Annotated in this window: 24 protein-coding genes and 1 pseudogene; 6 read left to right on the forward strand and 19 right to left on the reverse strand. The window is 64.4% G+C overall.

Features of this window, described 5'->3' with window-relative positions:
• Positions 1-420: 420 nt before the first annotated feature.
• Entirely contained in the window at positions 421-1,092 is a 672-nt protein-coding gene (locus tag ABNU97_RS12105) for a hypothetical protein (protein ID WP_348766958.1), read from the reverse strand.
• A gap of 144 nt (positions 1,093-1,236) precedes the next feature.
• Between ABNU97_RS12105 and lexA the strand changes: the two genes are divergently transcribed.
• A complete protein-coding gene (gene lexA, locus ABNU97_RS12110) occupies positions 1,237-1,875 on the forward strand; it encodes a transcriptional repressor LexA (RefSeq protein WP_348766959.1) in 639 nt (212 codons plus the stop codon).
• A gap of 47 nt (positions 1,876-1,922) precedes the next feature.
• On the opposite strand, the gene ABNU97_RS12115 is transcribed toward lexA, so the two are convergent.
• The 4 genes from ABNU97_RS12115 to ABNU97_RS12130 all read right to left on the reverse strand — a co-directional run bounded on the left by ABNU97_RS12115 (position 1,923) and on the right by ABNU97_RS12130 (position 5,107).
• Complete coding sequence (locus ABNU97_RS12115) at positions 1,923-2,930, reverse strand: OmpA family protein (RefSeq protein ID WP_348766960.1); 1,008 nt, start codon at positions 2,928-2,930, stop codon at positions 1,923-1,925.
• Positions 2,927-3,355 (reverse strand): hypothetical protein, encoded by a 429-nt coding sequence (locus tag ABNU97_RS12120; protein ID WP_348766961.1) that lies wholly within the window; start codon positions 3,353-3,355, stop codon positions 2,927-2,929. Before ABNU97_RS12120 ends, ABNU97_RS12115 begins: the two co-directional genes overlap by 4 nt.
• Before the next feature lie 91 nt (positions 3,356-3,446).
• Complete coding sequence (gene murU / locus ABNU97_RS12125) at positions 3,447-4,109, reverse strand: N-acetylmuramate alpha-1-phosphate uridylyltransferase MurU (protein ID WP_348766962.1); 663 nt, start codon at positions 4,107-4,109, stop codon at positions 3,447-3,449.
• A gap of 8 nt (positions 4,110-4,117) precedes the next feature.
• The gene (locus ABNU97_RS12130) at positions 4,118-5,107 is read right to left on the reverse strand and encodes a phosphotransferase (RefSeq protein ID WP_348766963.1); all 990 of its coding nucleotides are present in this window, start codon (positions 5,105-5,107) and stop codon (positions 4,118-4,120) included.
• Positions 5,108-5,406: 299 nt separating this feature from the next.
• Between ABNU97_RS12130 and ABNU97_RS12135 the strand changes: the two genes are divergently transcribed.
• From ABNU97_RS12135 to rsmA, 4 genes are all read left to right on the forward strand, one after another.
• Positions 5,407-7,743 (forward strand): LPS-assembly protein LptD, encoded by a 2,337-nt coding sequence (locus ABNU97_RS12135; RefSeq protein WP_348766964.1) that lies wholly within the window; start codon positions 5,407-5,409, stop codon positions 7,741-7,743.
• Positions 7,740-9,158 (forward strand): peptidylprolyl isomerase, encoded by a 1,419-nt coding sequence (locus ABNU97_RS12140; RefSeq protein WP_348766965.1) that lies wholly within the window; start codon positions 7,740-7,742, stop codon positions 9,156-9,158. The genes ABNU97_RS12135 and ABNU97_RS12140 overlap by 4 nt, the downstream gene beginning before the upstream one ends.
• A 6-nt stretch (positions 9,159-9,164) precedes the next feature.
• The gene (gene pdxA / locus ABNU97_RS12145) at positions 9,165-10,178 is read left to right on the forward strand and encodes a 4-hydroxythreonine-4-phosphate dehydrogenase PdxA (protein ID WP_348766966.1); all 1,014 of its coding nucleotides are present in this window, start codon (positions 9,165-9,167) and stop codon (positions 10,176-10,178) included.
• A gap of 149 nt (positions 10,179-10,327) precedes the next feature.
• Positions 10,328-11,119: a 16S rRNA (adenine(1518)-N(6)/adenine(1519)-N(6))-dimethyltransferase RsmA gene (gene rsmA, locus ABNU97_RS12150; protein WP_348766967.1), complete on the forward strand. Its 792-nt coding sequence runs from the start codon at positions 10,328-10,330 to the stop codon at positions 11,117-11,119.
• Positions 11,120-11,319: 200 nt separating this feature from the next.
• Here rsmA and ABNU97_RS12155 read toward each other — a convergent pair whose 3' ends face one another.
• Positions 11,320-13,056: a hypothetical protein gene (locus tag ABNU97_RS12155; RefSeq protein WP_348766968.1), complete on the reverse strand. Its 1,737-nt coding sequence runs from the start codon at positions 13,054-13,056 to the stop codon at positions 11,320-11,322.
• A gap of 819 nt (positions 13,057-13,875) precedes the next feature.
• Here ABNU97_RS12155 and ABNU97_RS12160 point away from each other — a divergent pair.
• Positions 13,876-14,724 carry a symmetrical bis(5'-nucleosyl)-tetraphosphatase gene (locus ABNU97_RS12160; RefSeq protein ID WP_348766969.1) on the forward strand — a complete coding sequence of 283 codons (849 nt, stop codon included), beginning with the start codon at positions 13,876-13,878 and terminating at the stop codon, positions 14,722-14,724.
• Between the two features lie 153 nt (positions 14,725-14,877).
• On the opposite strand, the gene ABNU97_RS12165 is transcribed toward ABNU97_RS12160, so the two are convergent.
• From ABNU97_RS12165 to ABNU97_RS12225, 13 genes and pseudogenes are all read right to left on the reverse strand, one after another.
• Positions 14,878-15,909 carry a DUF481 domain-containing protein gene (locus ABNU97_RS12165; RefSeq protein ID WP_348766970.1) on the reverse strand — a complete coding sequence of 344 codons (1,032 nt, stop codon included), beginning with the start codon at positions 15,907-15,909 and terminating at the stop codon, positions 14,878-14,880.
• A gap of 155 nt (positions 15,910-16,064) precedes the next feature.
• Positions 16,065-16,466, reverse strand: coding sequence for a 50S ribosomal protein L17 (gene rplQ, locus ABNU97_RS12170; protein WP_348766971.1), 402 nt, complete (start codon positions 16,464-16,466; stop codon positions 16,065-16,067).
• Positions 16,467-16,500: 34 nt separating this feature from the next.
• Positions 16,501-17,487: a DNA-directed RNA polymerase subunit alpha gene (gene rpoA / locus ABNU97_RS12175; RefSeq protein WP_348766972.1), complete on the reverse strand. Its 987-nt coding sequence runs from the start codon at positions 17,485-17,487 to the stop codon at positions 16,501-16,503.
• A 36-nt stretch (positions 17,488-17,523) separates the two neighbouring features.
• Complete coding sequence (rpsD, locus tag ABNU97_RS12180; protein ID WP_348766973.1) at positions 17,524-18,147, reverse strand: 30S ribosomal protein S4; 624 nt, start codon at positions 18,145-18,147, stop codon at positions 17,524-17,526.
• 37 nt (positions 18,148-18,184) lie between these two features.
• The gene (gene rpsK / locus ABNU97_RS12185; RefSeq protein WP_006913652.1) at positions 18,185-18,589 is read right to left on the reverse strand and encodes a 30S ribosomal protein S11; all 405 of its coding nucleotides are present in this window, start codon (positions 18,587-18,589) and stop codon (positions 18,185-18,187) included.
• 33 nt (positions 18,590-18,622) lie between these two features.
• Positions 18,623-18,979 carry a 30S ribosomal protein S13 gene (gene rpsM / locus ABNU97_RS12190; protein WP_348766974.1) on the reverse strand — a complete coding sequence of 119 codons (357 nt, stop codon included), beginning with the start codon at positions 18,977-18,979 and terminating at the stop codon, positions 18,623-18,625.
• A gap of 121 nt (positions 18,980-19,100) precedes the next feature.
• Positions 19,101-19,217: a 50S ribosomal protein L36 gene (gene rpmJ, locus ABNU97_RS12195; protein ID WP_006913650.1), complete on the reverse strand. Its 117-nt coding sequence runs from the start codon at positions 19,215-19,217 to the stop codon at positions 19,101-19,103.
• A 76-nt stretch (positions 19,218-19,293) separates the two neighbouring features.
• Positions 19,294-20,652, reverse strand: a complete 1,359-nt coding sequence (gene secY, locus ABNU97_RS12200) for a preprotein translocase subunit SecY (RefSeq protein WP_348766975.1) — start codon at positions 20,650-20,652, stop codon at positions 19,294-19,296.
• Between the two features lie 2 nt (positions 20,653-20,654).
• Positions 20,655-21,083 carry a 50S ribosomal protein L15 gene (gene rplO, locus ABNU97_RS12205; protein WP_348766976.1) on the reverse strand — a complete coding sequence of 143 codons (429 nt, stop codon included), beginning with the start codon at positions 21,081-21,083 and terminating at the stop codon, positions 20,655-20,657.
• 1 nt (position 21,084) lies between these two features.
• The gene (gene rpmD / locus ABNU97_RS12210; protein ID WP_293626234.1) at positions 21,085-21,270 is read right to left on the reverse strand and encodes a 50S ribosomal protein L30; all 186 of its coding nucleotides are present in this window, start codon (positions 21,268-21,270) and stop codon (positions 21,085-21,087) included.
• Between the two features lie 12 nt (positions 21,271-21,282).
• Positions 21,283-21,792, reverse strand: a complete 510-nt coding sequence (gene rpsE / locus ABNU97_RS12215) for a 30S ribosomal protein S5 (protein ID WP_293626232.1) — start codon at positions 21,790-21,792, stop codon at positions 21,283-21,285.
• A 14-nt stretch (positions 21,793-21,806) separates the two neighbouring features.
• A complete protein-coding gene (gene rplR / locus ABNU97_RS12220) occupies positions 21,807-22,163 on the reverse strand; it encodes a 50S ribosomal protein L18 (RefSeq protein ID WP_293626230.1) in 357 nt (118 codons plus the stop codon).
• A 45-nt stretch (positions 22,164-22,208) separates the two neighbouring features.
• Positions 22,209-22,293, reverse strand: a pseudogene (locus tag ABNU97_RS12225) (50S ribosomal protein L6); the annotation flags it as partial.

Below are 22,293 nucleotides of genomic sequence, written 5' to 3' on the forward strand. Positions count from 1 at the left end.
GTCCGGCTGACATCAGCGAGCGCATCCCGCGGGCAAGCCGCGGGAACCCTGCTCTGACGTCGCTGAATCAGCCGACTCCTCATCGATCCACAATCACTCGGCTTATGCGATGATCGAACACGACAAGGATCAGCCCGCCAGCTGAGCCTTCGCTCGATTCGAAGTCCGGCTGACATCAGCGAGCGCATCCCGCGGGCAAGCCGCGGGAACCCTGCTCTATCGTCGCTGATTCAGCCGACTCCTCACCGAGTCGCAATCATTGCGCCTACTGTATGTATTGAGGGCGATAAGAACGGGGTCTGCGGCTCGACGTTCTCCGGCCCCTACCTGCGTAACCACAGCTAGACCGCGCAAAAAAAGCCCGGCCGGAGCCGGGCTTTTTCGTTGCGCCTCGCGGGCGCCTGCTTATGCGGCGTCGATTTACGAAGCGCTGCTATCGGTGCTGCCGGGCGTCGCCTGCGATGCATCCGACGGCGCGGGTGCGCTCGCCTTCTTGGCCGTGCTGCGCTTGCGCGTGGTGGCCGTACCGGCAGCCGCCTTGGCGGTGGACCCGTTCGCCGTGCTCTTGCGCGTGGACGCCGTCTTGCGCTTGGCGGCCGTGGTCTTGCTCGCGCCGGTTTTGGCGCTGGCAGCCGACGTGCTCTTCTTGCTGCTCGCTGTGCTGCGGCTGGTCGAGGCCGCTCGCTTGCGGGTGGAAGACGCTTTCTTCGTCTCACCAGAGAGCTTGCCGAGCACGGACTTATAACCGCTGGTTACAACCTTGCTCAGCTCGTTGGTGGTCTGCACCAGCAGGTCGATGGTGTCCTTGTAGGCCGACACGATCTGGTCGCGGCCGTTCGGGACATAGGCCTGCGGGTTGTTGGCAACCTTTCGCACACCGTCCTTGCGTGCTTTCTCGAAGCTCGCCTTGGCTGCAGCGAAGACGTTTTTCGCCGCGCCGATCTCGGTATTGGCCAGCGTCTGGCCATTCTTGGTCACGACGCCTACGGCCTGGCGCTGTGCATCGAAATAGGCCTTGAACGCATCCTGATAGTTGCGTCCGACGGTTCCAACGCGATTGCGTACGTCCGAAACGATTTCCTGAATCTTCATGTCTGGCCCTCTCACAATTAGTTTCTTTTCATTTGCTGCGTTGCAGCATCAATATAGACTAACGCTCGTGTTGCAGCGCGTCAAACGCGCCGCATTACCGCGACCGCGTTGCGCGCAGGCCGAGTTACTGGATATCCTTACACGATGAACGAGCTCACCGAAAAACAGCGTCGCGTTTATGCGTTTATTCGCGACACGATCGCCGAACGGCATACGCCGCCCACCCGCGCCGAGATTGCCGAAGCCCTTGGCTTTGCCTCGGCGAACGCGGCCCAGGCGCATCTGCGCACGCTCGAACGCAAGGGCTTTATCGAGCTCAATGCCCGCCTGAGTCGGGGGATTCGACTGACCTCGACCGACGACGCGCCCGAGCCCGACGACGTTGCCGCTGCGCATACGCTCAACCTTGCGGTGATCGGTCGTGTCGCCGCGGGCGCGCCGCTGCTCGCCGTCGAACATGTGGAGCGCCATTGCGAGGTCGATGCAGGGCTGTTTTCGCGCCGACCGGATTATCTGCTTCGCGTCAGCGGCGACAGCATGATCGGCGTCGGCATTTTCGACGGCGACCTGCTGGCCGTCTCCCAGGCCAGCGAAGTGCGCAACGGCCAGGTAGCCGTGTTCCGGGTCGATGATGAGGTCACGGTCAAACGGTTTGCCCGCGATGGCCAGACCGCACGTCTGCAGGCCGAGAATCCGGACTATGCCGATATCGTGGTCGACACCGAACGCGAATCGCTGGCGCTGGAAGGTATCGCGGTCGGCGTGATCCGCAGCCTGCAATAGCCTGCCAGCAGGCGCACGCGCGGTGCGTGCGCCGGCACAACCGACGGCTATGCGCCCGCGCGTGCGCTGCGGGCTTCGGGGCTGTCGGGGCCCGGCACGATCACGGCTTCAATACGACGATTGGCACGCCGCCCCTCGGCCGTATCGTTGGAGGCCACCGGCTGGGTATCACCGAAACCACGGGCGCCAATACGCCGCGCCGGAATGCCGTTTTCCACCAGCTGCTGCGCCACGGCCCGTGCCCGCGCGGCCGACAGCGCGAGGTTGAAGGCGCGCACCTTGTCTTCGCGGGTCGGGGCCTGCTCGTCCAGGCCGGGGTTGGCCGCCACGAACCGGTCGATGGATTCCGGCGACGGGCCGACGCTGTCGGTATGGCCGAAAATTGCCACGCCCACGGTCGGATGTGCCTTGAGCAGATCGGCAAGCTGGCGCACCGTGGTTTGGGACTCAGCCTTCATGCGCGCGGTGCCGGTTTCGAACGACACGTCGCCAAAGCGGTCCGGCACCACCTGCTGACCCACCAGTTTGCGATCGGCCGGCGATACCGGCTGAACCGCGCCGGCGGCCGGCCTGCTGCCCGCGGCGGGCGCCGCTTGATCGCCGCGCGCCTTGAGTTCGTCGTTGACCGCGATCAGCTGTTCGAGATTGATTTCGCGTACCGCGGTATAGCGCGCGATTTCTGCCAGCCGCTGGGCCCGGTGGGCCTGTTCGGCTACCGCTACCAGCTTGGCATTGGCCGGGCGCTGCTTGTTGGCCAGCGCCTGCCAGCCCTGCTCGGCCTCCTCCAGTGCGCTACGCGCCCCGGCCAGCTCGTTGGCCGCGTATTGCTCGACATCGGCCTGGGCTTCGGCCGCGGCGAGCGCTTCGCGCGCGTTGTCCAGCGGGGCGAAACGCGCCTCGCCATCCTGCACGCGCTTGACCTGGCTTTGTAGCGCGGCGTTCTGTGCGTTGATGCCGGTAAGCGCCGGGCTCGGCGGCACCACGTTGCTTTCGAATACCGAACAGCCGGCAATGAAGGGCGCCAGGCCGAGCGCGATCATCCAGGATTTGTTCATCGTTCGCCCTCCGTGGCGGCCGCAGCAGAGCCATCGAGTTGCCCCTGCAGCTCGGCCAGCTTGGTCTGTACCGCCTTCGCCTGGGTCTGGGTCAGCGCCGAGCGGGCATCCAGTTCGGCGGCTGCCACCAGCGCCTCGACCCGGTCACGCTCGGTGTCGCTGAGTTCGCGATTGGCACGCGCCGCGCTGTAGAGAATATCGCGAGCGGTAGCGATACGGCGTCGCGAGGCATCGACCGCACGCGGCGCAAAGGTATCGGCATCCGCCGCGCGTGCCTTGGCCAGCGCCTGTTCGGCCGGCGCCAGTACGCTTTCGTCAGGCGCGCTTGGCGCGACTACCGCGTTCGATGCACAGCCCGCACTCGCGAGGATCACGAGCCCGGCAAAAAGTGCCCGGATCAGAAGGTTCGACATACTCGCCGGCATGCGGCTTCTCCATTGTCTTGACGGTGCGCCTGCCGCGTTCGGCCGCCACGGCCGGCTCGACAGGCCCGGGATTCTAACAGCGCTTTCGGTATCAGCCACGCACGGCCGCATGGCGGGCGGCCTCGAGCGCGCTGGGCCGACCGACGTCGATCCATTCGCCGCGATGCTGCTCGCCGCTGGCCCGTCCCTGGCCCAATGCCTCACGTATGACCACGGACAGCGCAAAGCGTTGCGTATCGCGGCTTGCGAATCGTTGCGGATCGAATACGCCGATACCGGCATAGGTCAAACGCGGCTCGCGATCGACCAGCCGGCCATCGACGAGGCCGAAATCGCCCTGTGCATGGTGTTCGGGGTTTTCGACCAGCACGCAGTGGGCATCGGCATCGCGGCGTTCGTGCAGACGTGCATAGTCGTAGTCGGTGAACACGTCGGCGCTGATCAGGGCAAACGGGGCCTCGCCCAGCAGCGGCAGGGCACGCTTTATACCGCCACCGGTATCCAGTTCGCCGGGCGTTTCACGGCTGTAGTGCAGGCGCAGCCCCCAGGCGCTGCCGTCACCGAGCGCGGCCACGATCTGTTCGCCGCGATAGGCGACGTTGATCACCACGTCTTCGAATCCGCCTGCCGCCAGCGCGTGCAGGTGATGACCGATCAACGAGCGTGTCCCGACTTCGATCAACGGCTTGGGCGTTTCGTCGGTGAGCGGGCGCAGGCGCTCGCCGCGCCCGGCGGCCAGAATCATGGCTTTCATGGGCACGCTCATGGTGCGGACTTCGCCAGCAGCGGGGCCAGCCCCTGCAACGGTTCGTATTCGGCCACCACGGGTTCCAGATAACGCACGAAGCGCGGCGTATCGGCCAGATAGCGTGGCTTGCCGTCGCGGTGGGCAATGCGCGCAAAGATGCCCAGCACCTTGAGATGACGCTGTGCGCCCATGAGTGCGAGGTCGCGCTTGAAGGTCGCGAAGTCGTCGCCAACCGGAATACGACGTTCACGCGCGGCATCCCAGTAGTGGCGTGTCCAGCCCTCGACACGATCGGCCGGCCAACTGATGAAGGCATCGCGAAACAGGCTGGCCAGGTCGTAGGTTACCGGCCCGTAACGGGCATCCTGAAAATCGAGCACGCCCGGCAGCGGGTGGCTGACCATGAGGTTGCGCGGCATGTAGTCGCGATGCACGTAGACCTGGGGCTGGGCACAGATTTCATCGAGCAGGAAGGTAAACGCGGCATCGATATCGGCCTGCTCGCTGGCCGTGGGCGTGTAGCGCAGATGGCGGGCCAGATACCAGTCGCGAAACAATTCCAGCTCGGCAGCAAGCGTGGCCCGGTCATAGTCCGGCAACACCCCGGGCTGGCTTGCCTGCTGCCAGTCGATGAGCGCACCGGTGGCCGCGCCGAACAGCGCGTCGGCGTTGTCGGCATCGAGCACGTCGAGAAAGGTGCGTGTGCCCAGATCGGTCAGCAGCATGAAACCGCGCTCGTAGTCGACCGCCAGCACCCGCGGCACGTTCAGGCCCGCCGCGGCCATGAGTTCGGCAATGCGTACGAACGCCGGGTTGTCCTCGCGCTCGGGCGGCGCATCCATTGCGATATAGCAGTTTGCCGCCTCACCCTCGCCCACCCGGGCGCGGAAGTAGCGTCGGAAACTCGCGTCCGCCGAGGCGACCGTCCAGCTCGGCATGGCGTCGAGTTCCTGCGCGACCCAGGCTTCGAGTGCTTCACGACGGGTATCGCGCGTGCTGTTCATGCAGTTCGCTCCCCGGCCTTTGGCGCGTCCTGTTTTATTGCGGGTATTCGAGCGGGTGCGCATAATCGGAGCGCATTGGGGGTTCGCTTGCGAACACAACCGCTTTCTGCGGCGCCGCGCCGTGGCCCGGGCCACGCGTTTCGCCACGTCCAAGGGTGAGACATCCCGCCGTGATTCGTATCGCTGTTCACTATTGTCGTTTCGGTTCCGGTCGTTTCGGTTCGGGTCGTTCAGAGATCGGCTGTTTGCGGCGCCAGTCGGCGTTGCAGCGGGGCCGTTTCGCACTGCGCCTGCCGACCGTGACACCGCTCGTGCTGGGCGTGTCGATTGTCTGTGTCGGCGCGCTGGCGGCCAAGCCTAGCATTGCCGCCGAAATGGGGTGCGCTGTCGATACCCCGCCGATCGCCCTGCCCGAGCCCAGCGCGGATTCCACCCTCGTGGCCGATGAGGCCAGCCTGCAGGACGAAGTGGCCGAGGCGACCGGCAACGTCCGGCTCGAGCGCAACGGTCAGGCCCTGGAAGCGCCGTTCGTGCGCTACGACCGCAAGAGCGGCCGGGCCCAGGCACGCGACGGGCTGCAATATTATCGGCCCGGCGTGTTCCTCACCGCCGACAGCGGCGACGTGCTGGTCAACGACGAAACCGGCGAGTTCAACCAGGCCAACTATTCGATCCTCACCAACGGCGGGCGTGGCCAGGCGGCAACGGTGAACGCGCTGGGCGCGGGGCGTTTCGAGCTGACCGACGCCAACTACACCACCTGCGACGGTGAAACCAAGGCCTGGCTGCTCTCGGCGAACCGTATCGAGCTAGATCGCACCAGCGGACGCGGCGAAGCCTTCGATACCGTCATGCGCTTCTATGGCGTGCCGGTCTTCTATTCGCCGTACCTGAATTTTCCGATCGACAACCAACGCCACAGCGGCGTGCTGCCGCCGACCATCGGCAGCACCAGCGATTCCGGCTTCGAGCTGGCCGTGCCCTACTACTTCAACCTCGCACCCAACTACGACGCGACCGTCGTGCCGCGGGTGCTCGGCAAGCGCGGCTTACAGCTCGGTGGCCAGCTACGCTATCTCTACGCCCACCACCGCGGCGAATTCGACGGCGAATATCTGCCCAGCGACAACGAATACGACGACGACCGTGCGCTGTTTCATTTCGAGCACATCGGCCAGCTCACGCCGCATCTGGGCATCGAAGCCAACTACACCCGTGTGAGCGACGACCAGTATTTCGAGGATCTCAGCAACGACCTCGCCGGCACCTCGACCTCACAGCTCGAACAGGCAGTGCGCCTGACCGCGGTGGACACCGGGCTGCGCTTCACCCTGCTGGCCCAGGATTTCCAGACGCTCGACGACTACGACGAGGACAACGACAACCTCGATCGGGCGTTCAGTAACGAGCCCTACAAGCGCATGCCCCAGGCGCGCCTGGAAATGCTCACCCCGAGCACGCCCGTGCGTGCCGGCCTCGACGCCGAATTCAGCAATTTCCAGCGCGACGACGATATCGACGCCTACCGCGCCGAAGCACGCCCGCGCCTGCTCTGGGGCGTGGATCGCGGCGGCTGGTATGCCAACAGCGAAGCCTCCTATCGCGTGACCCGCTACCAGCTTCGCAATTTCGACAACGCCAACAACTTCAGCCCCGCGGATACCGGCGGCGACGATGTCATCACCCGCGATATTCCCCAGTTCACCTTCGGCAGCGGGCTGCGCTTCGCGCGCAGCTTCAACGACGGCTGGGTACAAACGCTGGAGCCGCGCGCACAGTATCTCTACACCGGTTACGAGGATCAGTCGGATATCCCGATCTTCGACTCCGGCGTGGCGGATCTGCACTTCGACCGCCTGTTTTCGGACAACCGTTTTGTCGGCTCGGATCGTATCGGCGACGCCAACCAGCTTACGCTGGGCGTGTCTTCGCGCTTTATCGAGCCGCAGAGCGGGCGCACCGTGGCCAAGGTCGACTTCGGCCGTGTCACCGGCTTTCGCGATCTGCGCGTGAACATGCCCGCCAGCGGCGAAGTCGGCTACGGCGATCGCGGCTCCGATTATGTCGCCGGCCTGGAACTGCGCCCGACCGAGCACATCACCGCGCGTACCACCGTGCAGTACGATCCCGACGACAGCCGCGTGAATCGCGCGACCGCGACCGCCAGCTATCGCACCGACGCCGGCTATCAGCTCGATCTGGGCTATCGGCGTTACAACGACTATCGGCCGTTGCGCGAAGTCGACCGTATCGACGACGACACCACGCGTACGACGCTGGTATCCGGCGCCTATGAAGACTTGGAACAGACCGCGGTCGGCCTGCGCGCACCGGTTACCGAAAACCTGGACGTACTCGGGCGTTGGAACTACTCGCTCGAGGAGAGTCAAAACGTAGAGACGCTGGCCGGCTTCGAATACCGCCCCTCCTGCTGTTGGGCAGGGCGTGTGGCCTGGCGGCGCTATGTAGCAAACAACGACGGCAGTATGGATACCGCCATCATGTTCCAGTTCGTACTCAACGGCCTCGGCCAGTTCGGTGACACCGTACAGTCGTTCGTCGACGACGACGTCTACGACGACAACGACCGTGGCCGCAGTTCGAGCAGCTCTTTTGATACCATCCGCTTCCCATGAGATATCTCCTCGCTACGGGCCTCGCGCTCGCCATCACGCCGCTGGCGTTCATCTCGCTGTCGGCATCGGCACAGAGCCTGGGCTTTCCCGACGACTACTCGTTGATGAGCCGCTCGTCGGACAGCGCCGATGCCGCGCCCACGCAACCTAACGCCCAGACCCTGGACGAAATCGTGGCCGTGGTCGGCGATGGCGTGATCCTGGAAAGCGAGCTCAACCAGGCGGTGGCGCGTATTCGTGCCCGGGCCGGCGGGCGTGCCGATCAGATGCCGCCCAATATCCTGCGTTCGCAGGTGCTCGACCAGCTGATCATGCAGCGCCTGCAGGTACAGCGCGCACGCGAGCGCGGTATCGAGATAAGCGATCAGGAAATCGATGCCGGCATCGGCCGTATCGCCCAGCAGAACAACATGGACATGCAGCAGTTCATGCGCGCGGTGGCCGCCGACAGCATGACCATGGACCAGCTGCGCGAGCAGGTTCGTGAAGAACTGTTGGTCAGCAAGCTGCGCCGTCAGGAAGTGATGTCCAAGGTTTCGGTGAGCGACGAAGACGTCGACCGCTACCTGGAGAACCAGTCGCTGCGTAACGCCCAGGATCGCGAATATCGGGTACGCCATATCCTGTTGCCGGTCAGCGAGGGCGCCGATTCGGCCACCATCGAAGCCACCCGCGACCAGCTCGAAGCGCTGCGCCAGCAGATCGTCGACGGCGACACCGACTTCGCCGACGCGGCAGCGTCCTATTCCAAGGGCGAAAACGCGCTCGACGGCGGCGATATGGGCTGGATGCAGGGCAACTACCTGTCGCGCACGTTCCGCGATATCGTCCCTGCGCTATCGCCCGGTGAAACCAGCGACGTATTCCGCGACAGCCAGGGCTTTCATCTGGTGCAGCTCGAAGACGTGCGCGGGCGCGATGCCCAGAATCAGCCCAAGGTCATGGTGCAGGAGGTACAGACCCGCCATATCCTGCTCAAGCCCAACGAAATCCGCGACGCCGAACGTACCCGCGAGCTCGGCAGCCAGATTCGTGAGCGTCTCGAAGCCGGCGACGACTTCGCCGCGCTCGCGCGCGAATATTCCGACGACAGCGCGACCGCCAATCAGGGCGGCGACCTGGGCTGGGTGCAGCCCGATCAGCAGCGGCTCGATCCGATCACGCGGCGCCAGCTCGAGGCGCTGTCGCCTGGCGAGGTCAGCCCGGTATTCCAGACCCGTGAAGGCTACGAGATCCTGAAAGTCACCGATCGGCGCGAGCGCGATCAGACCCGGGAAGCGGCCCGCGACCGCGTACGGCGCACCCTGGGCGAGCAGAAATCGGTAGAGGAAGGCGAGCTGTGGCTGCGCAAGCTGCGCGACGAGGCCTATGTCGACGTGCGCATGCCGGGCTACCAGTCCAGCAACGGCGGCTAGGTCAAGTTGACGTCGACCGCACGTCTGGCCTTCACACCCGGCGAGCCGGCGGGCATCGGCCCGGATCTGGCGGTACGGATTGCCCAGCATGAACAGGCGGCCCAGCTGGTCGCCGTGGCTGATCCGGACCTGCTCCAGGCCCGGGCCGCCCAGCTCGGACTGGCGCTGACGCTCGAAACGATCGACTACGACGCGCCGCCCCGGCCTCTGCCGGCCGGCACGCTGGGCATCGAACCGCTGCGTTGCGCCAATACGCCACGCCCCGGCGCGCTGGATTCCGGCAATGCCCGCTACGTGCTCGACTGCCTCGATCGCGCGGTCGATATATGCCTGGAGGGGCGCTGTGCAGGGATGGTGACCGGGCCGGTGCACAAGGCGGTGATCAACGAAGCGGGCATCCTGTTTTCGGGCCATACCGGCTATCTGGCCGAGCGCTGCGCCAGCGACGAGCCGGTGATGATGCTGGCCACCGACGACGGCGCCCTGCGCGTTGCCCTGGCCAGCGTGCACATCCCCCTGGCCCACGTGCCGGCGGCACTCACCCACGAATCGTTGACCCATACGCTGCGCGTGACCGACACAGGCCTGCGCGAGCGCTTCGGCATCGCGCAGCCACGGCTGCTGGTCGCCGGGCTGAACCCGCATGCGGGCGAAAACGGCTATCTCGGCCGCGAAGAGATCGAGGTGATCACGCCGGTGCTCGAAGCCGAGCGCGCACGCGGGCTCGATCTGGTCGGCCCCCTGCCGGCGGATACGCTATTCACCCCGCACCGGCTGGCCGGCGCGGATGCGGTCGTCGCGATGTATCACGACCAGGGCCTGCCCGTGATCAAGCACCTGGGCTTTGGCCGCACCGTGAACATCAGCCTGGGCCTGCCGATTGTTCGAACCTCGGTAGACCACGGTACGGCCCTGGAGCTGGCCGGAAGCGAGGCAGTGGATTGCGGCAGCCTGCAGGCGGCCATCGATACCGCGCTGCGCATGGCCGCGGCCGGACGCCGCCCGGGCGAGCCGCGATGAAGCCGGTTTCGTTGCCATACACTCGGTGATCAACGCCGCCCATCCCAGCCAGCGGCGCGGCCGCCGTTCACTGCCGGCTGGATAGAATCGGCCGCGTAGCGTCGTACCAACGCCGCTGCGTCCGCCGACCGCCTTCAAAGAGCTCTGCCATGGCCCGGAAACGATTTGGACAGCACTTCCTGCACGAACGCGGCGTGATCGACCGTATCGTGAGCATGCTCGCGCCGGCCACCGACGATGCCCTGGTGGAAATCGGCCCCGGCCAGGGGGCCCTGACCACGCCTCTGCTCGCACGGGTCGAGCGGCTGAGCGTCATCGAGATCGACCGCGACCTCATCGCCGAGCTCGAGGCCCGGGCCGCACAAGACCCGCGTCTGGAAGTGATCGCAGGCGACGCGCTGCGTATCGACTACGCGGCCCTGGCCAAACGCCGCGGGCCGCTGCGCCTGGTTGGCAACCTGCCCTACAACATTTCGTCGCCGCTGCTGTTCACGCTGCTGGGCAGCACGGCGCCGATCGTGGACATGCACTTCATGCTGCAAAAGGAAGTGGTGGATCGCATGACCGCCTCGCCCGGCAGCCGTGACTATGGCCGACTGACCGTGTCGATGGCAGCGCGTGCGCATGCCCAGGCGTTGTTCGACGTGGGGCCGGGCGCCTTCAACCCGCCGCCGAAAGTCATGTCGTCGGTCGTACGCATCACCCCTCGGGCCCCGGACTTCGAAATCGTCAATCCGGCGTTGTTCGACCGTCTGGTAACCGCCGCGTTCAGCCAGCGCCGCAAGACCCTGCGCAATGCGGTACGCGGTTTTCTCGATGCCGATGCGATCGACGCCTGCGATATCGATCCGATGCTGCGGCCCGAGCGGCTCGCGCCAGCCGATTTCGCCCGTCTTGCCAATCGTGCCCACGCTGACAAGGCCGGCAGCGGCGCGGATTGAAGGCAGCCGCACAGGCACGGCCGGCCCGCCTGGCGCCTGCAAACGCTAACGCCAACCGTTGCGTTGCCTTGCAGAAATTCGCAAGGCAAGGCGGGAGCACAGATGGCGGGTAGGCCCAATTGGCGACGCGCGACGCGGCATGGTGGATTTCTGGACACACGCGGTCGGGAGGCCGGCCATTTCGTTTGCGTTGACCAGCCCTAGATCGGGCGGGTAGAGCAACGGGTCAACAGACGCGCGAACTCGCGCGGCGAACACAGCGCCTGGGCATCATCACTAAACCAGAGCACCCGCTCGTGATTGATCAACCGCGCAAACGGCTCCGGATCGGCCAGCGGCCCCAGCAGGACCGGCGCCTTGAGCTGATCAACCCGCTCAAACCAGGCCTCCATATCCGAACCGACCTGTGCCGGGTCGATACAGGCCACGTCGCAGTCGGCCGGCACCGGCTTGTCATGGCCGGCCAAGGTCAATGCGCGCCGTACCGGCAGCGAGGCGTGCGCACCACGATGGGAACGGGCGCTGGTCAGACGCAGGATCAGATCGTTCGGATCGCGATCGGTTCGGCGCAGCGTATCCCGCCATACCGCCTCGGCATCGGCGAAAGCCAGCATTGCGCTCGGGATCGGTAATACGATTGGCACGGTATTGATTTCAAGCGTGCGCCAGTTGCTGTGCAACAGCGAAAACCGCCGTGCGATCCACTGCGTGAACGCCCGCAGCGCGCCTTTCTGCTCCGCCAGGCGCGTCAGGGTGTCGGCGTCGACAAGCCGTGTATCGGGCCGCCGCCAGGCCAGGGCCGCACAGGCGCCGGCCAGAACTTCCCGACCGCTGTCGCGCCAGATCGGATAGAAACGCAAATCCAGCGTGGCATCCCCCAGCTGCGGCTCGGCGTCCATACGCGGCGCGTGCAGCTCGGCTTCGGCCGGCGCAATGGCCGGCGGCGGGCGCACTGACGCCGTCGCGTTCGATGCCGGCGCCGCCGCCGGGCGCGAGGCCTCGCGTCGAGCGTCGCTCTGCGGTGGCTCGGCGGTCTGCGCTGGGGCAGCGGACACGGTGGCTTGTCGCTGCGCTGCCCCTTGCGTATCCGCCGGCGTAGCGGTGGTTGCCGGCGGCGTTGCTGGCGGTTTGGGCGCCGGCTCAGGCTCGCCCACGGGCGCGGGTTGCGACGGCCGGGCCGCGGGCGCGATCGGCTCGAACTCGTCGTCCCGCTTTTTCTTGTCCCCGCGTCGAAACAGGCTCGAGGGCGTGCGTGACCCAGGCCGATTCGTTTGCGACGCCCCCGCTGCGGGCTTCTTCGTTTGCTGAGGTGGCGTCGGTGCGTTCTGCACGGGTTCGACCGCGGCGCGCTGCGAGCCACCGGCGGCTACCAGGGCTCCGACAAGGCCCACTAGACCGGCGAGCAAAACGGTAGCCCAGATAACCAGCCCGATCCCGGCATGGCCGAGTACTGCAAACCAGCTCACGCCAAACTCTGCCGATCCCACCGCGCCGGCCTGGCCCGGCGCGGACAAGCGCAAGGTTGCCTGCGCGGATTCCAGACGATAATCCCAGGCGCGCAGTGTCGGGGCGATGCCGGGGCCGAATAACTCGAAACGATTCGAAAACCGGCCGCGCGAAACCAGCGTGGCGCCGCCGGCATTGCGAACGGTGACATAGTTCAACCGCAGGCCCGGATCCGCCAGCAGCGTTTGCGTGGCCTCAATCAGGCGGGTGGGCACGCGGTCCTGGCGGATATGCCCCGCGGTCGCCGATACGATTGCAGCCTCGGCTTGTGCGAGCATATCGGCGCGCGCCGCGCTGGTCAGTTGCACGGCGCGCAAGCCCGCATAGCCGGCCAGAATCAGGCACAGCGCAGCCAGGGCATAGAGCGCGGCCGGTGGCGTGGGCTTACCCTGGCTGTGTTTTGGCGCGGCGGTCTTCATGCTTATGTTCACCCTCGAATCCAAACTCGGCCGCTGGCGAGCGCGAAGCCCCAGCGCGCCGGCAACTCTTTGCTAGCGCCCACCGACGCAGTGAGCGGGTGGACCCAGGACCACCCTGCATAACGCGTCGCGCGCGCCGACCGGCATAGTCGAAGACGTTGTTCAGGCATGCACGATCGTACGCGCACGCGCCGCCCCCCTTGGCACCACCGCCACCGGTTTCCCTAGTTGGCATTGAAGCCCACATTAGCAGACCGTCATCCTTTTGATTCAGCCCGTTAGCCTCGCCTCGGATACCGACAACCGACAGCTCATCGGGATTGCATCGGCGAGTTCGAGATCGTTTTCGATTTGCGGCCGCAGGGTCCGCACATGGGGCAAACCCCGCCCCTGTGTTCATGTATCGGCACAAACCCTTTTGAATTGATTGCGGCTGGCGCGACCAACGCTCTACATGCACGCTGCGCATGGCAAACCGCGCCCTGCACTAAGATCCTACCCTAGGTGCGCCAAGCTATTAATCCGGCATCAAAACAGTTGACGACGTCGGCTGTTCTATACGCCATCGAAAACTCGCCTGTTGAATAATCCATCTTCGGGCCGAGCCAATGACCCGACCGCAGCCCGGATCCGAAGCACCGCTGCCAGCGCTGGAGATGCGCGGCGACAGGTATTTCGGTCGTGTTATAAAGCCGGCTAGAGGCAAGGCCGGCCGTCGCGTGGACCACGCTTATATGCGAACGTACGCGTGCCCCGCCGTTACCCGCGGCCTCCACGAGAAGCCGCTCGGTGCCGGCACACTCGCAAGCCCTCGCAACAAGGACATGCTTCGTGGCCATATTCTGTATCGGTGACATTCACGGCGCGGCCGGCGCGCTGGACCGGCTGATCGAACGGCTGCGCGCCGATCACCACGACCCGAGCTTCTGGTTCGTGGGCGATCTGGTCAATCGGGGTCCGGATTCGCTCGGCGTGCTGCGGCGCGTGCGCGCACTCGGCGACCGTGCCATTACCGTGCTCGGCAATCACGACCTGAGCCTGCTTGCGCTCGCCCAGCGCCGGGACGCACTCGACAAGGCCAAGCCGGGCCTGCGCGAGGTGCTCGAGGCGCCCGAGCGCGATGAACTGCTGCACTGGCTGCGGCATCGCCCGCTCATGCACCGCGACAAGGCCATGGACTGGACGATGGTGCATGCCGGCATCCCGCCCGACTGGACGGTAGGCGATGCGCAGCGCCACGCCGAGGAACTGCAGGCCGTGTTGCGCGGGCCCGCCCATGTCGAGTTCCTGGCGGGTCTGTATGGCGATACCCCGACCCACTGGTCGCCGGCGCTGCGCGGGCTCGAACGCCTGCGCTATATCGCCAACGCGCTCACGCGCCAGCGCTTCATCAAAGCCGACGGCGGGCTGGACATGGATTACAAGAAGACGCTGGCCGATGCGCCGCCGACGCTGGTGCCATGGTTCGCCTGGCCACGCCGCGCATCCGCCGGCGAACGCATCGTGTTCGGGCACTGGTCAGCCCTTGAGCAGATCGCCTGGCCCGAGCACCGGGTATGGGGCATCGATACCGGGGCGGCCTGGGGCGGACAGCTTAGCGCCTTGCGCCTTGATACGGCCGCGCCCTACCTCGTCCAGGTCGAGGCAGACGCGGCCGACGACCAGGCAAGCCCCGCATAAGCTGGCGCGGGTCGGGTTCAAGTCCTCAAAGCCGGCGCGGCAAGGCGTCCAAGCGCAGCGCCTGCCTGCCTGGCAGCTCAAGTCCGGCAACAACGCAGCCGCAGCGTCTGTGAGGCCGCCCCCTTGCGGGCCGCCGGCTTGTGCAGGGTGTGCCTAGAATCCGCGTACCACCCCGAGGTTGTAGGTCGTGTCGAGGTCTTCAACGCCCGGCTCCGGGTTGTTGTTGTACTCGTGTTCGAGCCCGGCCCGAAGATGCCAGGCGTTACTGTTCGCAATCGGCACCTCGACGCCGAGCGCTGATTCCAGAATGAAGTTTTCGCTCGGGCTGTTCGAAACCTCGGGATAGATGGTGAAATCGTGGGTCAGCTTGAGCCATTCACCGACGAGCTGGGCATAATCCCAGCCCGCCGAGAAGATCGCCTCGTGGCTGCTGCCGCCGCTGCTGTAACGCTCGTATTGGTGGCCTACGCCGCTGCGCACCTTGAACGTAAGACGATCGCGCCGCGCGAGGAAATAACCGGGGCCGATGAGGCTACGCGAGCGCAGGTCGATATCCTCGAACTCGTCGCGCTCGAGCTCCTGCTGCACAAACCAGAACAGGCGCTGGGTCAAGTCGTCCTCGAATCGAGCGTTGCCCAGATATTCTTCGGCCGTTGTCTCGTCGTCTTCCTCCTCCCGGTCGGCCGAGGCCGACATCGACAGCCGGGTGTCGCCCGTGTCGCGCAACGCGGAGAGCCGCGTGCGCCAAGCGCTGGTATCGGTATTCCCGGATCGGCCGTTCAGCCCGACTTCAATGTCGCCGGACCAGTAATCGGCGTCTTCGGGCGGCAAGCTGTCGGACTCGGGCAACGCATAGTCGTCGTCGTCCTGCTGAGCAGCGACCACTCGGGGCGCAATCTGGCTGACATCGTCGAGCGTCAACGGGCCGTCCGTTGCATTGGTTTCGGCGGCCACCACCTGGCTGCGCGACTGTTCGTCGTAGCCGAACTTCGCGCGGGTGGATTGGCCACTCGCGAGACGTACGTCGACGGCATCGTCGCTCGCCAGCCCCGTCAACCGGGCGCGCTCGATCTCGAGCCCCTCGGCAAACGCCGTATCGATAACGAGGTTATCCGCCGACAGCGACACGATCTTGCCGTTAATGCGGCTGCCGTCTTCCAAAAAGACGGTATCTGCCTGGGCCACAGGCAAGACACCCCCAAAAACGATGGCCGCAACCACCGCACCACCCCTGAACCAATCCATCTACGCTCCCATTAACCAGCACGCGAAACCGCGCTTATTCTACCCATAAAAAAAGCCGGCCCAGGGCCGGCTTTCAACAGGCATGGAAGGCGACCCTAGGCCGACGCTTCCACCGCCTCGTCTTCGTCGTCTTCGATCATCGGCCGGTCGACCAGCTCGACATACGCCATCGGCGCATTGTCGCCGGGACGAAAGCCGCACTTGAGAATGCGCAGATAGCCGCCCGGGCGCTGCGCATAGCGCTGGCCCAGTTCGCCGAACAGCTTGCCGACCGCTTCCTTGTCGCGCAGACGAGCGAACGCCAGTCGCCGGTTGGCGACCGTGTCGGTCTTGCCCAAGGTAATCAACGGCTCTGCAATCCGGCGCAATTCCTTTGCCTTGGGCAGGGTCGTCCGGATCAGCTCCGCCTTGAACAGCGACGCCGACATGTTTTTCATCATGGCCGCGCGATGCGAGGATTCGCGCCCCAGGTTAGTACCGCTCTTGCGATGACGCATAGCTCTGTCCTTAGTCTATATTCGCGAAAAAACGCTAGGCTTTTTCGAGTTCGGCCGGCGGCCAGTTCTCGACCGTCATACCGAGTTTCAGCCCGTGCTCGGCCAGCACTTCGCTGATCTCGGTCAACGACTTCTTGCCGAGGTTCGGCGTACGCATGAGTTCCGTTTCGGTGCGCTGGACCAGATCACCCACGTAGTGGATGTCTTCTGCCTTCAGGCAGTTGGTCGAGCGAACCGTCAACTCGAGGTCCTCGATCGGCTTGAGCAGGGCCGGATCGGTCTTGCCCGTCTCGCCCTTGCGGCTCGATTCCTGGCGCGCTTCGAGGTCTACGAACACCGCCAGCTGGTCGTACAGCGTCGCCGCCGCGGTACGCACCGCGTCTTCCGGTTCCACGCTGCCGTTGGTTTCGATATCCAGCACCAGCTTGTCGAGGTCGGTACGCTGTTCGACACGCGCCCGCTCGACCGCATAGCTCACGCGACGGATCGGGCTGAAGCTGGCATCGAGACGCAGCGCGCCGATTTCGCTCGCACCGGTATCCTCGTCGCCAACTTCCGACTTGCTCTGTGCCGGCTGATAGCCGCGACCGCGCTCGACCTTCATGCTCATGCGCAGCTCACCGCTGGTCAGATGCGCAATTACCAGATCCGGATTGACGATTTCCACGTCGTGATCCGTGGTGATATCGCCGGCGGTCACCGGGCCCTCACCGCTCTTGTGCAGGTGCAACTCCGCTTCTTCGCGCGAGTGCATACGCACCGCCACGTTCTTGAGGTTAAGCAGGACGTCGATGACGTCTTCCTGCATACCCTCAACCGTGGTGTACTCGTGGAGTACGCCTTCGATCTTGACTTCGGTGATCGCCGCCCCGGGAATCGAGGACAGCAGGATCCGCCGAATCGCGTTGCCGAGCGTATGACCGTAGCCACGCTCGAGCGGCTCGAGCGCGATCTTGGCGCGCCGCTCGTTTGCCCGCTCGACCTCGACCAGGCGCGGTTTCAGCAATTCACTGGACTGCATAATGCAAATACCTCTTGCTGTCTGTGACAGCGCCTATTACTTCGAGTAAAGCTCGACTACCAGATTCTCGTTGATATCTGGCAGCATCTGATCGCGGTCCGGAATGGCCTTGAAAGTGCCTTTGAGGCCTTTCTCGTCCACCTCGACCCACTCACTCAGGCCGAGCTGTGATGCCACCTGCAGCGATTCGATGATCCGCGGCTGGTGCTTCGCACGGTTACGGATCGCGACCGTGTCGCCCACCTTCACCTCGTACGACGGAATGTTGACCGGATAGTCGTTGACCGCGACCGCCTTGTGGTTCACCAGCTGGCGGGCTTCGGCACGCGTGGAAGCAAAGCCCATGCGGTAGACCACGTTATCCAGGCGGCTTTCCAGCTGCTGCAGCAACACCACACCGGTCGCGCCCTTGTTCTGCGCGGCCTTCTTGTAGTAGTTGCGGAACTGCTTCTCAAGCACGCCGTACATATGCCGCAGCTTCTGCTTTTCGCGCAGCTGCAGGGCATAGTCCGACAGGCGCTGGCGACGCTGGGTGCCCTGGGCACCGGGCGGCGTATCGATCTTGCACTTACCTTCCAGCGAACGGCCGCGTCCCTTGAGGAACAGGTCGGTGCCTGCCCGGCGCGAAAGCTTGCATTTAGGTCCTGTGTACTTAGCCATTGTTCTCTACCTGTTGCGGTTCGGTCGCCAGCGCGCGTTAGACGCGGCGCTTCTTGGGCGGACGACAGCCGTTATGCGGGATCGGGGTCACGTCAATGATGCCGGTGACCTTGAAACCCGCACCATTGAGCGAGCGCACGGCGGCTTCGCGCCCCGGACCCGGACCTTTCACCCGAACCTCGAGATTCTTGACGCCGTATTGCGCCGCGCCCTCACCGGCACGCTCGGCAGCGACCTGCGCTGCGAACGGCGTGCTCTTTCGCGAGCCCTTGAAGCCACAGCTACCCGAAGTGCACCAGGACAACACGTTACCCTGACGATCGGAGATCGTGATGATCGTGTTGTTGAAGGTGGCATACACGAATGCGATGCCGTCGGTGACGTTGCGGCGTGCGCGCGCTTTGCGCGTACGAGATGCTGTAGAAGACGTGCCTGTCGCCATAAAGCGTTACCTGTACTCTCGTGCGAGAACGAACTAGCGGCGAATGGGCCGGCGAGGGCCCTTACGCGTGCGCGAATTGGTTTTGGTACGCTGACCGCGCACCGGAAGACCGCGACGATGACGCAGGCCGCGATAACAGCCCAGATCCATCAATCGCTTGATGTTCATGGAGATCTCACGCCGAAGATCGCCTTCGATCGTGTACTGCTGAACCTGAGCACGCAGCGCCTCGACCTCACCCTCGGTAAGATCCTTGACCTTGGTGTCGGTTGCCACGTTCGACGCCGCACAGATTTCACGCGCTCGCGTAAACCCGACGCCGTAAAGTGAGGTCAACGCCACCACCGTATGCTTGTTGATCGGGAGGTTAACTCCAGCGATTCGCGCCATTCGATTGATCTCCCAGCTACCGGGCTATGGTTGTCGCGTTCATTGTAGCGCCCGCGAATATTCAACCGTGGAAAAGCCCGCCAATATAGCCTTTCTGGTCTGTGATTACAAGGTTTCTCGACTAACCCTGGCGCTGCTTATGGCGCGGGTCGGTCGAACAGATCACCATCACGGCGCCGTTGCGCCGGATGACTTTGCAATTGCGGCAAATTTTCTTAACCGATGCTCTAACTTTCATGTCCTACCTCTGACATCTCGCCGGCCGTAATTAACGGTCGGTGGTGTAATCGTTGTTGCGCTTGATAACGCCCCGGCTAGCGGAGCATGCCGGCGCCGGCACCGCCGCGCCCCTGAGACTTCAGGTTGTTCTTCTTCATCAACCCTTCGTACTGATGCGACATCAGGTGCGCCTGTAGCTGTGCCATGAAGTCCATGACAACCACCACGATGATCAGCAACGAAGTACCGCCGAAATAGAACGGCACGTTGTACTGAAGAATCAACAACTCCGGAAGCAGACAGACCGCCGTAACGTATACCGCGCCTGCGACCGTCAACCGGGTCAGAACGGTATCGATATAGTTCGCCGTCTGAATGCCCGGCCGAACGCCCGGAATGAATGCACCGGACTTCTTGAGGTTATCCGCCGTTTCCCGCGAATCGAATACGAGCGCGGTATAGAAAAAGCAGAAGAACACGATCATCAACGAGTAGAACAGCACATACAGCGGCTGACCCGGGGCGATCGCATTCGACACCCAGTTTGCGACCGAGCCGCCCTCGCCCAGAAACCGGACCACGGTGGCCGGGAACAGGATGATGCTCGAAGCGAAGATCGGCGGAATCACACCTGCCATGTTCAGCTTGAGCGGCAAATGCTGGGTCTGGGCCGCATACATCTTGCGTCCGCGCTGGCGCTGCGCATGATGGACCGGGATACGACGTTGCGCGCGTTCCACGAACACGACAAACGCCAGCACCGCCATCGCACCCACGAACAGGGCAATCACGAAGAAGATACTCAGCTCGCCGGTGCGCACCAGATCAAGCGTGCCGCCAATGGCAGAAGGCAGCCCGGCCACGATCGCGGCAAAAATCAGCATCGAGATGCCGTTACCAATACCGCGTTCGGTCACCTGTTCGCCCAGCCACATCAAAAACATCGCGCCCGTGGTCAAACAGACCGCCGTTGTGAAGATGAAGCTGAATTCGCTGGTACCGCTCTGGGCAATACCCTGATTCCAGAGCGCAATGCCGGTGCCGATGGACTGGAACGATGCAAGCGCGACCGTGCCGTAACGCGTGTACTGCGTAATCTTGCGACGACCGGCCTCGCCTTCCTTCTTGATTTCCTTGAGCGCCGGCACCGTCGCCGTCATCAACTGCATGATGATCGACGCGGAAATATACGGCATCACGCCAAGCGCGAAGATCGACAGGCGCTTGAGCGCGCCGCCGGTGAACATCACGCCCACGTCGAGGATCGTGCCCGCCTGCTGCTCGAACAGCCGCGCCAGCTGTGCCGGATCGATACCCGGCACAGGAATGAAGGTGCCGATACGGAAGACAATCAGCGCACCCACCAGAAACAGCAGGCGCTGACGCACTTCCGTGAGGCTACCCGAGTTCGGGTTAAAGCCGCCGGGCGCTGCAGTGTTGGGACGCTTGGCCATGGTTACTCGGCGACGCTGCCGCCAGCGGCTTCGATCGCCTTGACCGCACCCGCGGTCGCGGCCACGCCCTTGAGGTTGACGGCCACGTTGATCTCGCCAGAAGCGATGACCTTGGCGCGCCGTGCATCACGCGACACTACGCCGGCTGCCTTGAGCGCAGCCAGGTCGACGTCGCCTTCAAGGCGATTCAGGTTATCAAGACGCACTTCTGCGGGCGCATTCACCGGGCTGCGAAAGCCACGCTTGGGCACGCGCCGCTGCAACGGCATCTGGCCGCCTTCGAAACCCATCTTCGTGTAACCACCGCTGCGCGACTTCTGGCCCTTGTGGCCACGCCCCGCGGTCTTGCCCATGTCCGAACCCGGGCCGCGGCCGACGCGCTTGCGTAGCTTGCGCGCGCCGTCGCTGGGCTGTAGGTCGTTGAGTTTCATCCTAGGACTCCTGGATCGCGAGCATGTCGACGATCTTGTTGATCATGCCCCGGTTTTCCGGCGTATCCGCCACCGTCACCTGATGATGCAGCCGACGCAGGCCCAGCCCACGTACGCAAGCGCGATGACGCTTGACCCGGCCGATCGGACTCTTGATGAGTTTGATCGTGATTTCTTTGCTGGCCATCCCGCGCCTCCGTTAAGCCGTGATTTCTTCGACCGACTTGCCACGCTTGGCGGCGATGAACTCGGGGTCGTGCATTTCACGCAGCCCGTTGATCGTCGCGCGTACGAGGTTGATCGGATTACGCGAGCCGTAGCTCTTCGCCAGGACGTTACTCACGCCGGCGACTTCGAACACGGCACGCATGCCGCCACCGGCGATGACGCCGGTACCTTCGGAGGCCGGACGCATGATGACCTTGGTGGCGCCGTGGCGACCGACGATTGCATGCTGCAACGTCGAGCCTTCCTTGATCTGCACGCGGATCATGCTCTTGCGCGCCGCTTCCATCGCCTTGGCGATGGCCAGCGGCACTTCGCGCGCCTTGCCATAGCCGAAGCCGACACGACCTTCGCCGTCGCCAACCACGGTGAGCGCGGTAAAGCCGAACTGGCGGCCGCCCTTGACCACCTTGGCCACGCGATTGACCGTGATCAGCTTCTCGAGCAGATCGCCTTCGGTGCGTTGTTCGTTACGTGTTGCCATTGCGAAAAATCCCGTTAGAACTGCAGGCCGCTTTCACGTGCGGCGTCGGCGAGTGCCTTGACTCGACCGTGATAGGCGAAACCCGAACGGTCGAACGCCACGGCTTCTACGCCCGCAGCCTTGGCCCGGTCGGCGATCGTCCGGCCGATGACGCGCGCCGCGTCACAGTTGCCGGTCTTGCCGCATTCCTCGCGCAGGGTCTTTTCGACCGTAGAAGCGCTGGCGATTGTACGCGAACCGTCGGGCGCGACGATCTGAGCATAAATATGCTGCGGCGTACGGTGTACAGACAGGCGATGCGCGCCCAGGTTGCGCATGTGCATGCGGCCCCGACGGGCGCGACGCAGTCGCGAAATCGTTTTCTTGTGCATGGCGTAATGAATCTGTTGTTGGCGGTAAATGTAACGCGCCGTTGATTACTTCTTCTTCGCGTCCTTGCGAACCACGCGCTCGTCGGCGTAGCGAATACCCTTGCCCTTGTAGGGCTCCGGCGGACGGTAG

The sequence above is a fragment of the uncultured Salinisphaera sp. genome, from assembly GCF_964012375.1.
Taxonomy (GTDB): Bacteria; Pseudomonadota; Gammaproteobacteria; order Nevskiales; family Salinisphaeraceae; genus Salinisphaera.

What these genes read in the sequence shown, in the direction of transcription:
- ABNU97_RS12105 (WP_348766958.1), bottom strand. Translation starts at nt 1,092, where the DNA reads ATGAAGATTCAGGAAATCGTTTCGGACGTACGCAATCGCGTTGGAACC.
- lexA (WP_348766959.1), top strand. Translation starts at nt 1,237, where the DNA reads ATGAACGAGCTCACCGAAAAACAGCGTCGCGTTTATGCGTTTATTCGC.
- ABNU97_RS12115 (WP_348766960.1), bottom strand. Translation starts at nt 2,930, where the DNA reads ATGAACAAATCCTGGATGATCGCGCTCGGCCTGGCGCCCTTCATTGCC.
- ABNU97_RS12120 (WP_348766961.1), bottom strand. Translation starts at nt 3,355, where the DNA reads ATGCCGGCGAGTATGTCGAACCTTCTGATCCGGGCACTTTTTGCCGGG.
- murU (WP_348766962.1), bottom strand. Translation starts at nt 4,109, where the DNA reads ATGAAAGCCATGATTCTGGCCGCCGGGCGCGGCGAGCGCCTGCGCCCG.
- ABNU97_RS12130 (WP_348766963.1), bottom strand. Translation starts at nt 5,107, where the DNA reads ATGAACAGCACGCGCGATACCCGTCGTGAAGCACTCGAAGCCTGGGTC.
- ABNU97_RS12140 (WP_348766965.1), top strand. Translation starts at nt 7,740, where the DNA reads ATGAGATATCTCCTCGCTACGGGCCTCGCGCTCGCCATCACGCCGCTG.
- rsmA (WP_348766967.1), top strand. Translation starts at nt 10,328, where the DNA reads ATGGCCCGGAAACGATTTGGACAGCACTTCCTGCACGAACGCGGCGTG.
- rplQ (WP_348766971.1), bottom strand. Translation starts at nt 16,466, where the DNA reads ATGCGTCATCGCAAGAGCGGTACTAACCTGGGGCGCGAATCCTCGCAT.
- rpoA (WP_348766972.1), bottom strand. Translation starts at nt 17,487, where the DNA reads ATGCAGTCCAGTGAATTGCTGAAACCGCGCCTGGTCGAGGTCGAGCGG.
- rpsD (WP_348766973.1), bottom strand. Translation starts at nt 18,147, where the DNA reads ATGGCTAAGTACACAGGACCTAAATGCAAGCTTTCGCGCCGGGCAGGC.
- rpsK (WP_006913652.1), bottom strand. Translation starts at nt 18,589, where the DNA reads ATGGCGACAGGCACGTCTTCTACAGCATCTCGTACGCGCAAAGCGCGC.
- rpsM (WP_348766974.1), bottom strand. Translation starts at nt 18,979, where the DNA reads ATGGCGCGAATCGCTGGAGTTAACCTCCCGATCAACAAGCATACGGTG.
- rpmJ (WP_006913650.1), bottom strand. Translation starts at nt 19,217, where the DNA reads ATGAAAGTTAGAGCATCGGTTAAGAAAATTTGCCGCAATTGCAAAGTC.
- secY (WP_348766975.1), bottom strand. Translation starts at nt 20,652, where the DNA reads ATGGCCAAGCGTCCCAACACTGCAGCGCCCGGCGGCTTTAACCCGAAC.
- rplO (WP_348766976.1), bottom strand. Translation starts at nt 21,083, where the DNA reads ATGAAACTCAACGACCTACAGCCCAGCGACGGCGCGCGCAAGCTACGC.
- rpmD (WP_293626234.1), bottom strand. Translation starts at nt 21,270, where the DNA reads ATGGCCAGCAAAGAAATCACGATCAAACTCATCAAGAGTCCGATCGGC.
- rpsE (WP_293626232.1), bottom strand. Translation starts at nt 21,792, where the DNA reads ATGGCAACACGTAACGAACAACGCACCGAAGGCGATCTGCTCGAGAAG.
- rplR (WP_293626230.1), bottom strand. Translation starts at nt 22,163, where the DNA reads ATGCACAAGAAAACGATTTCGCGACTGCGTCGCGCCCGTCGGGGCCGC.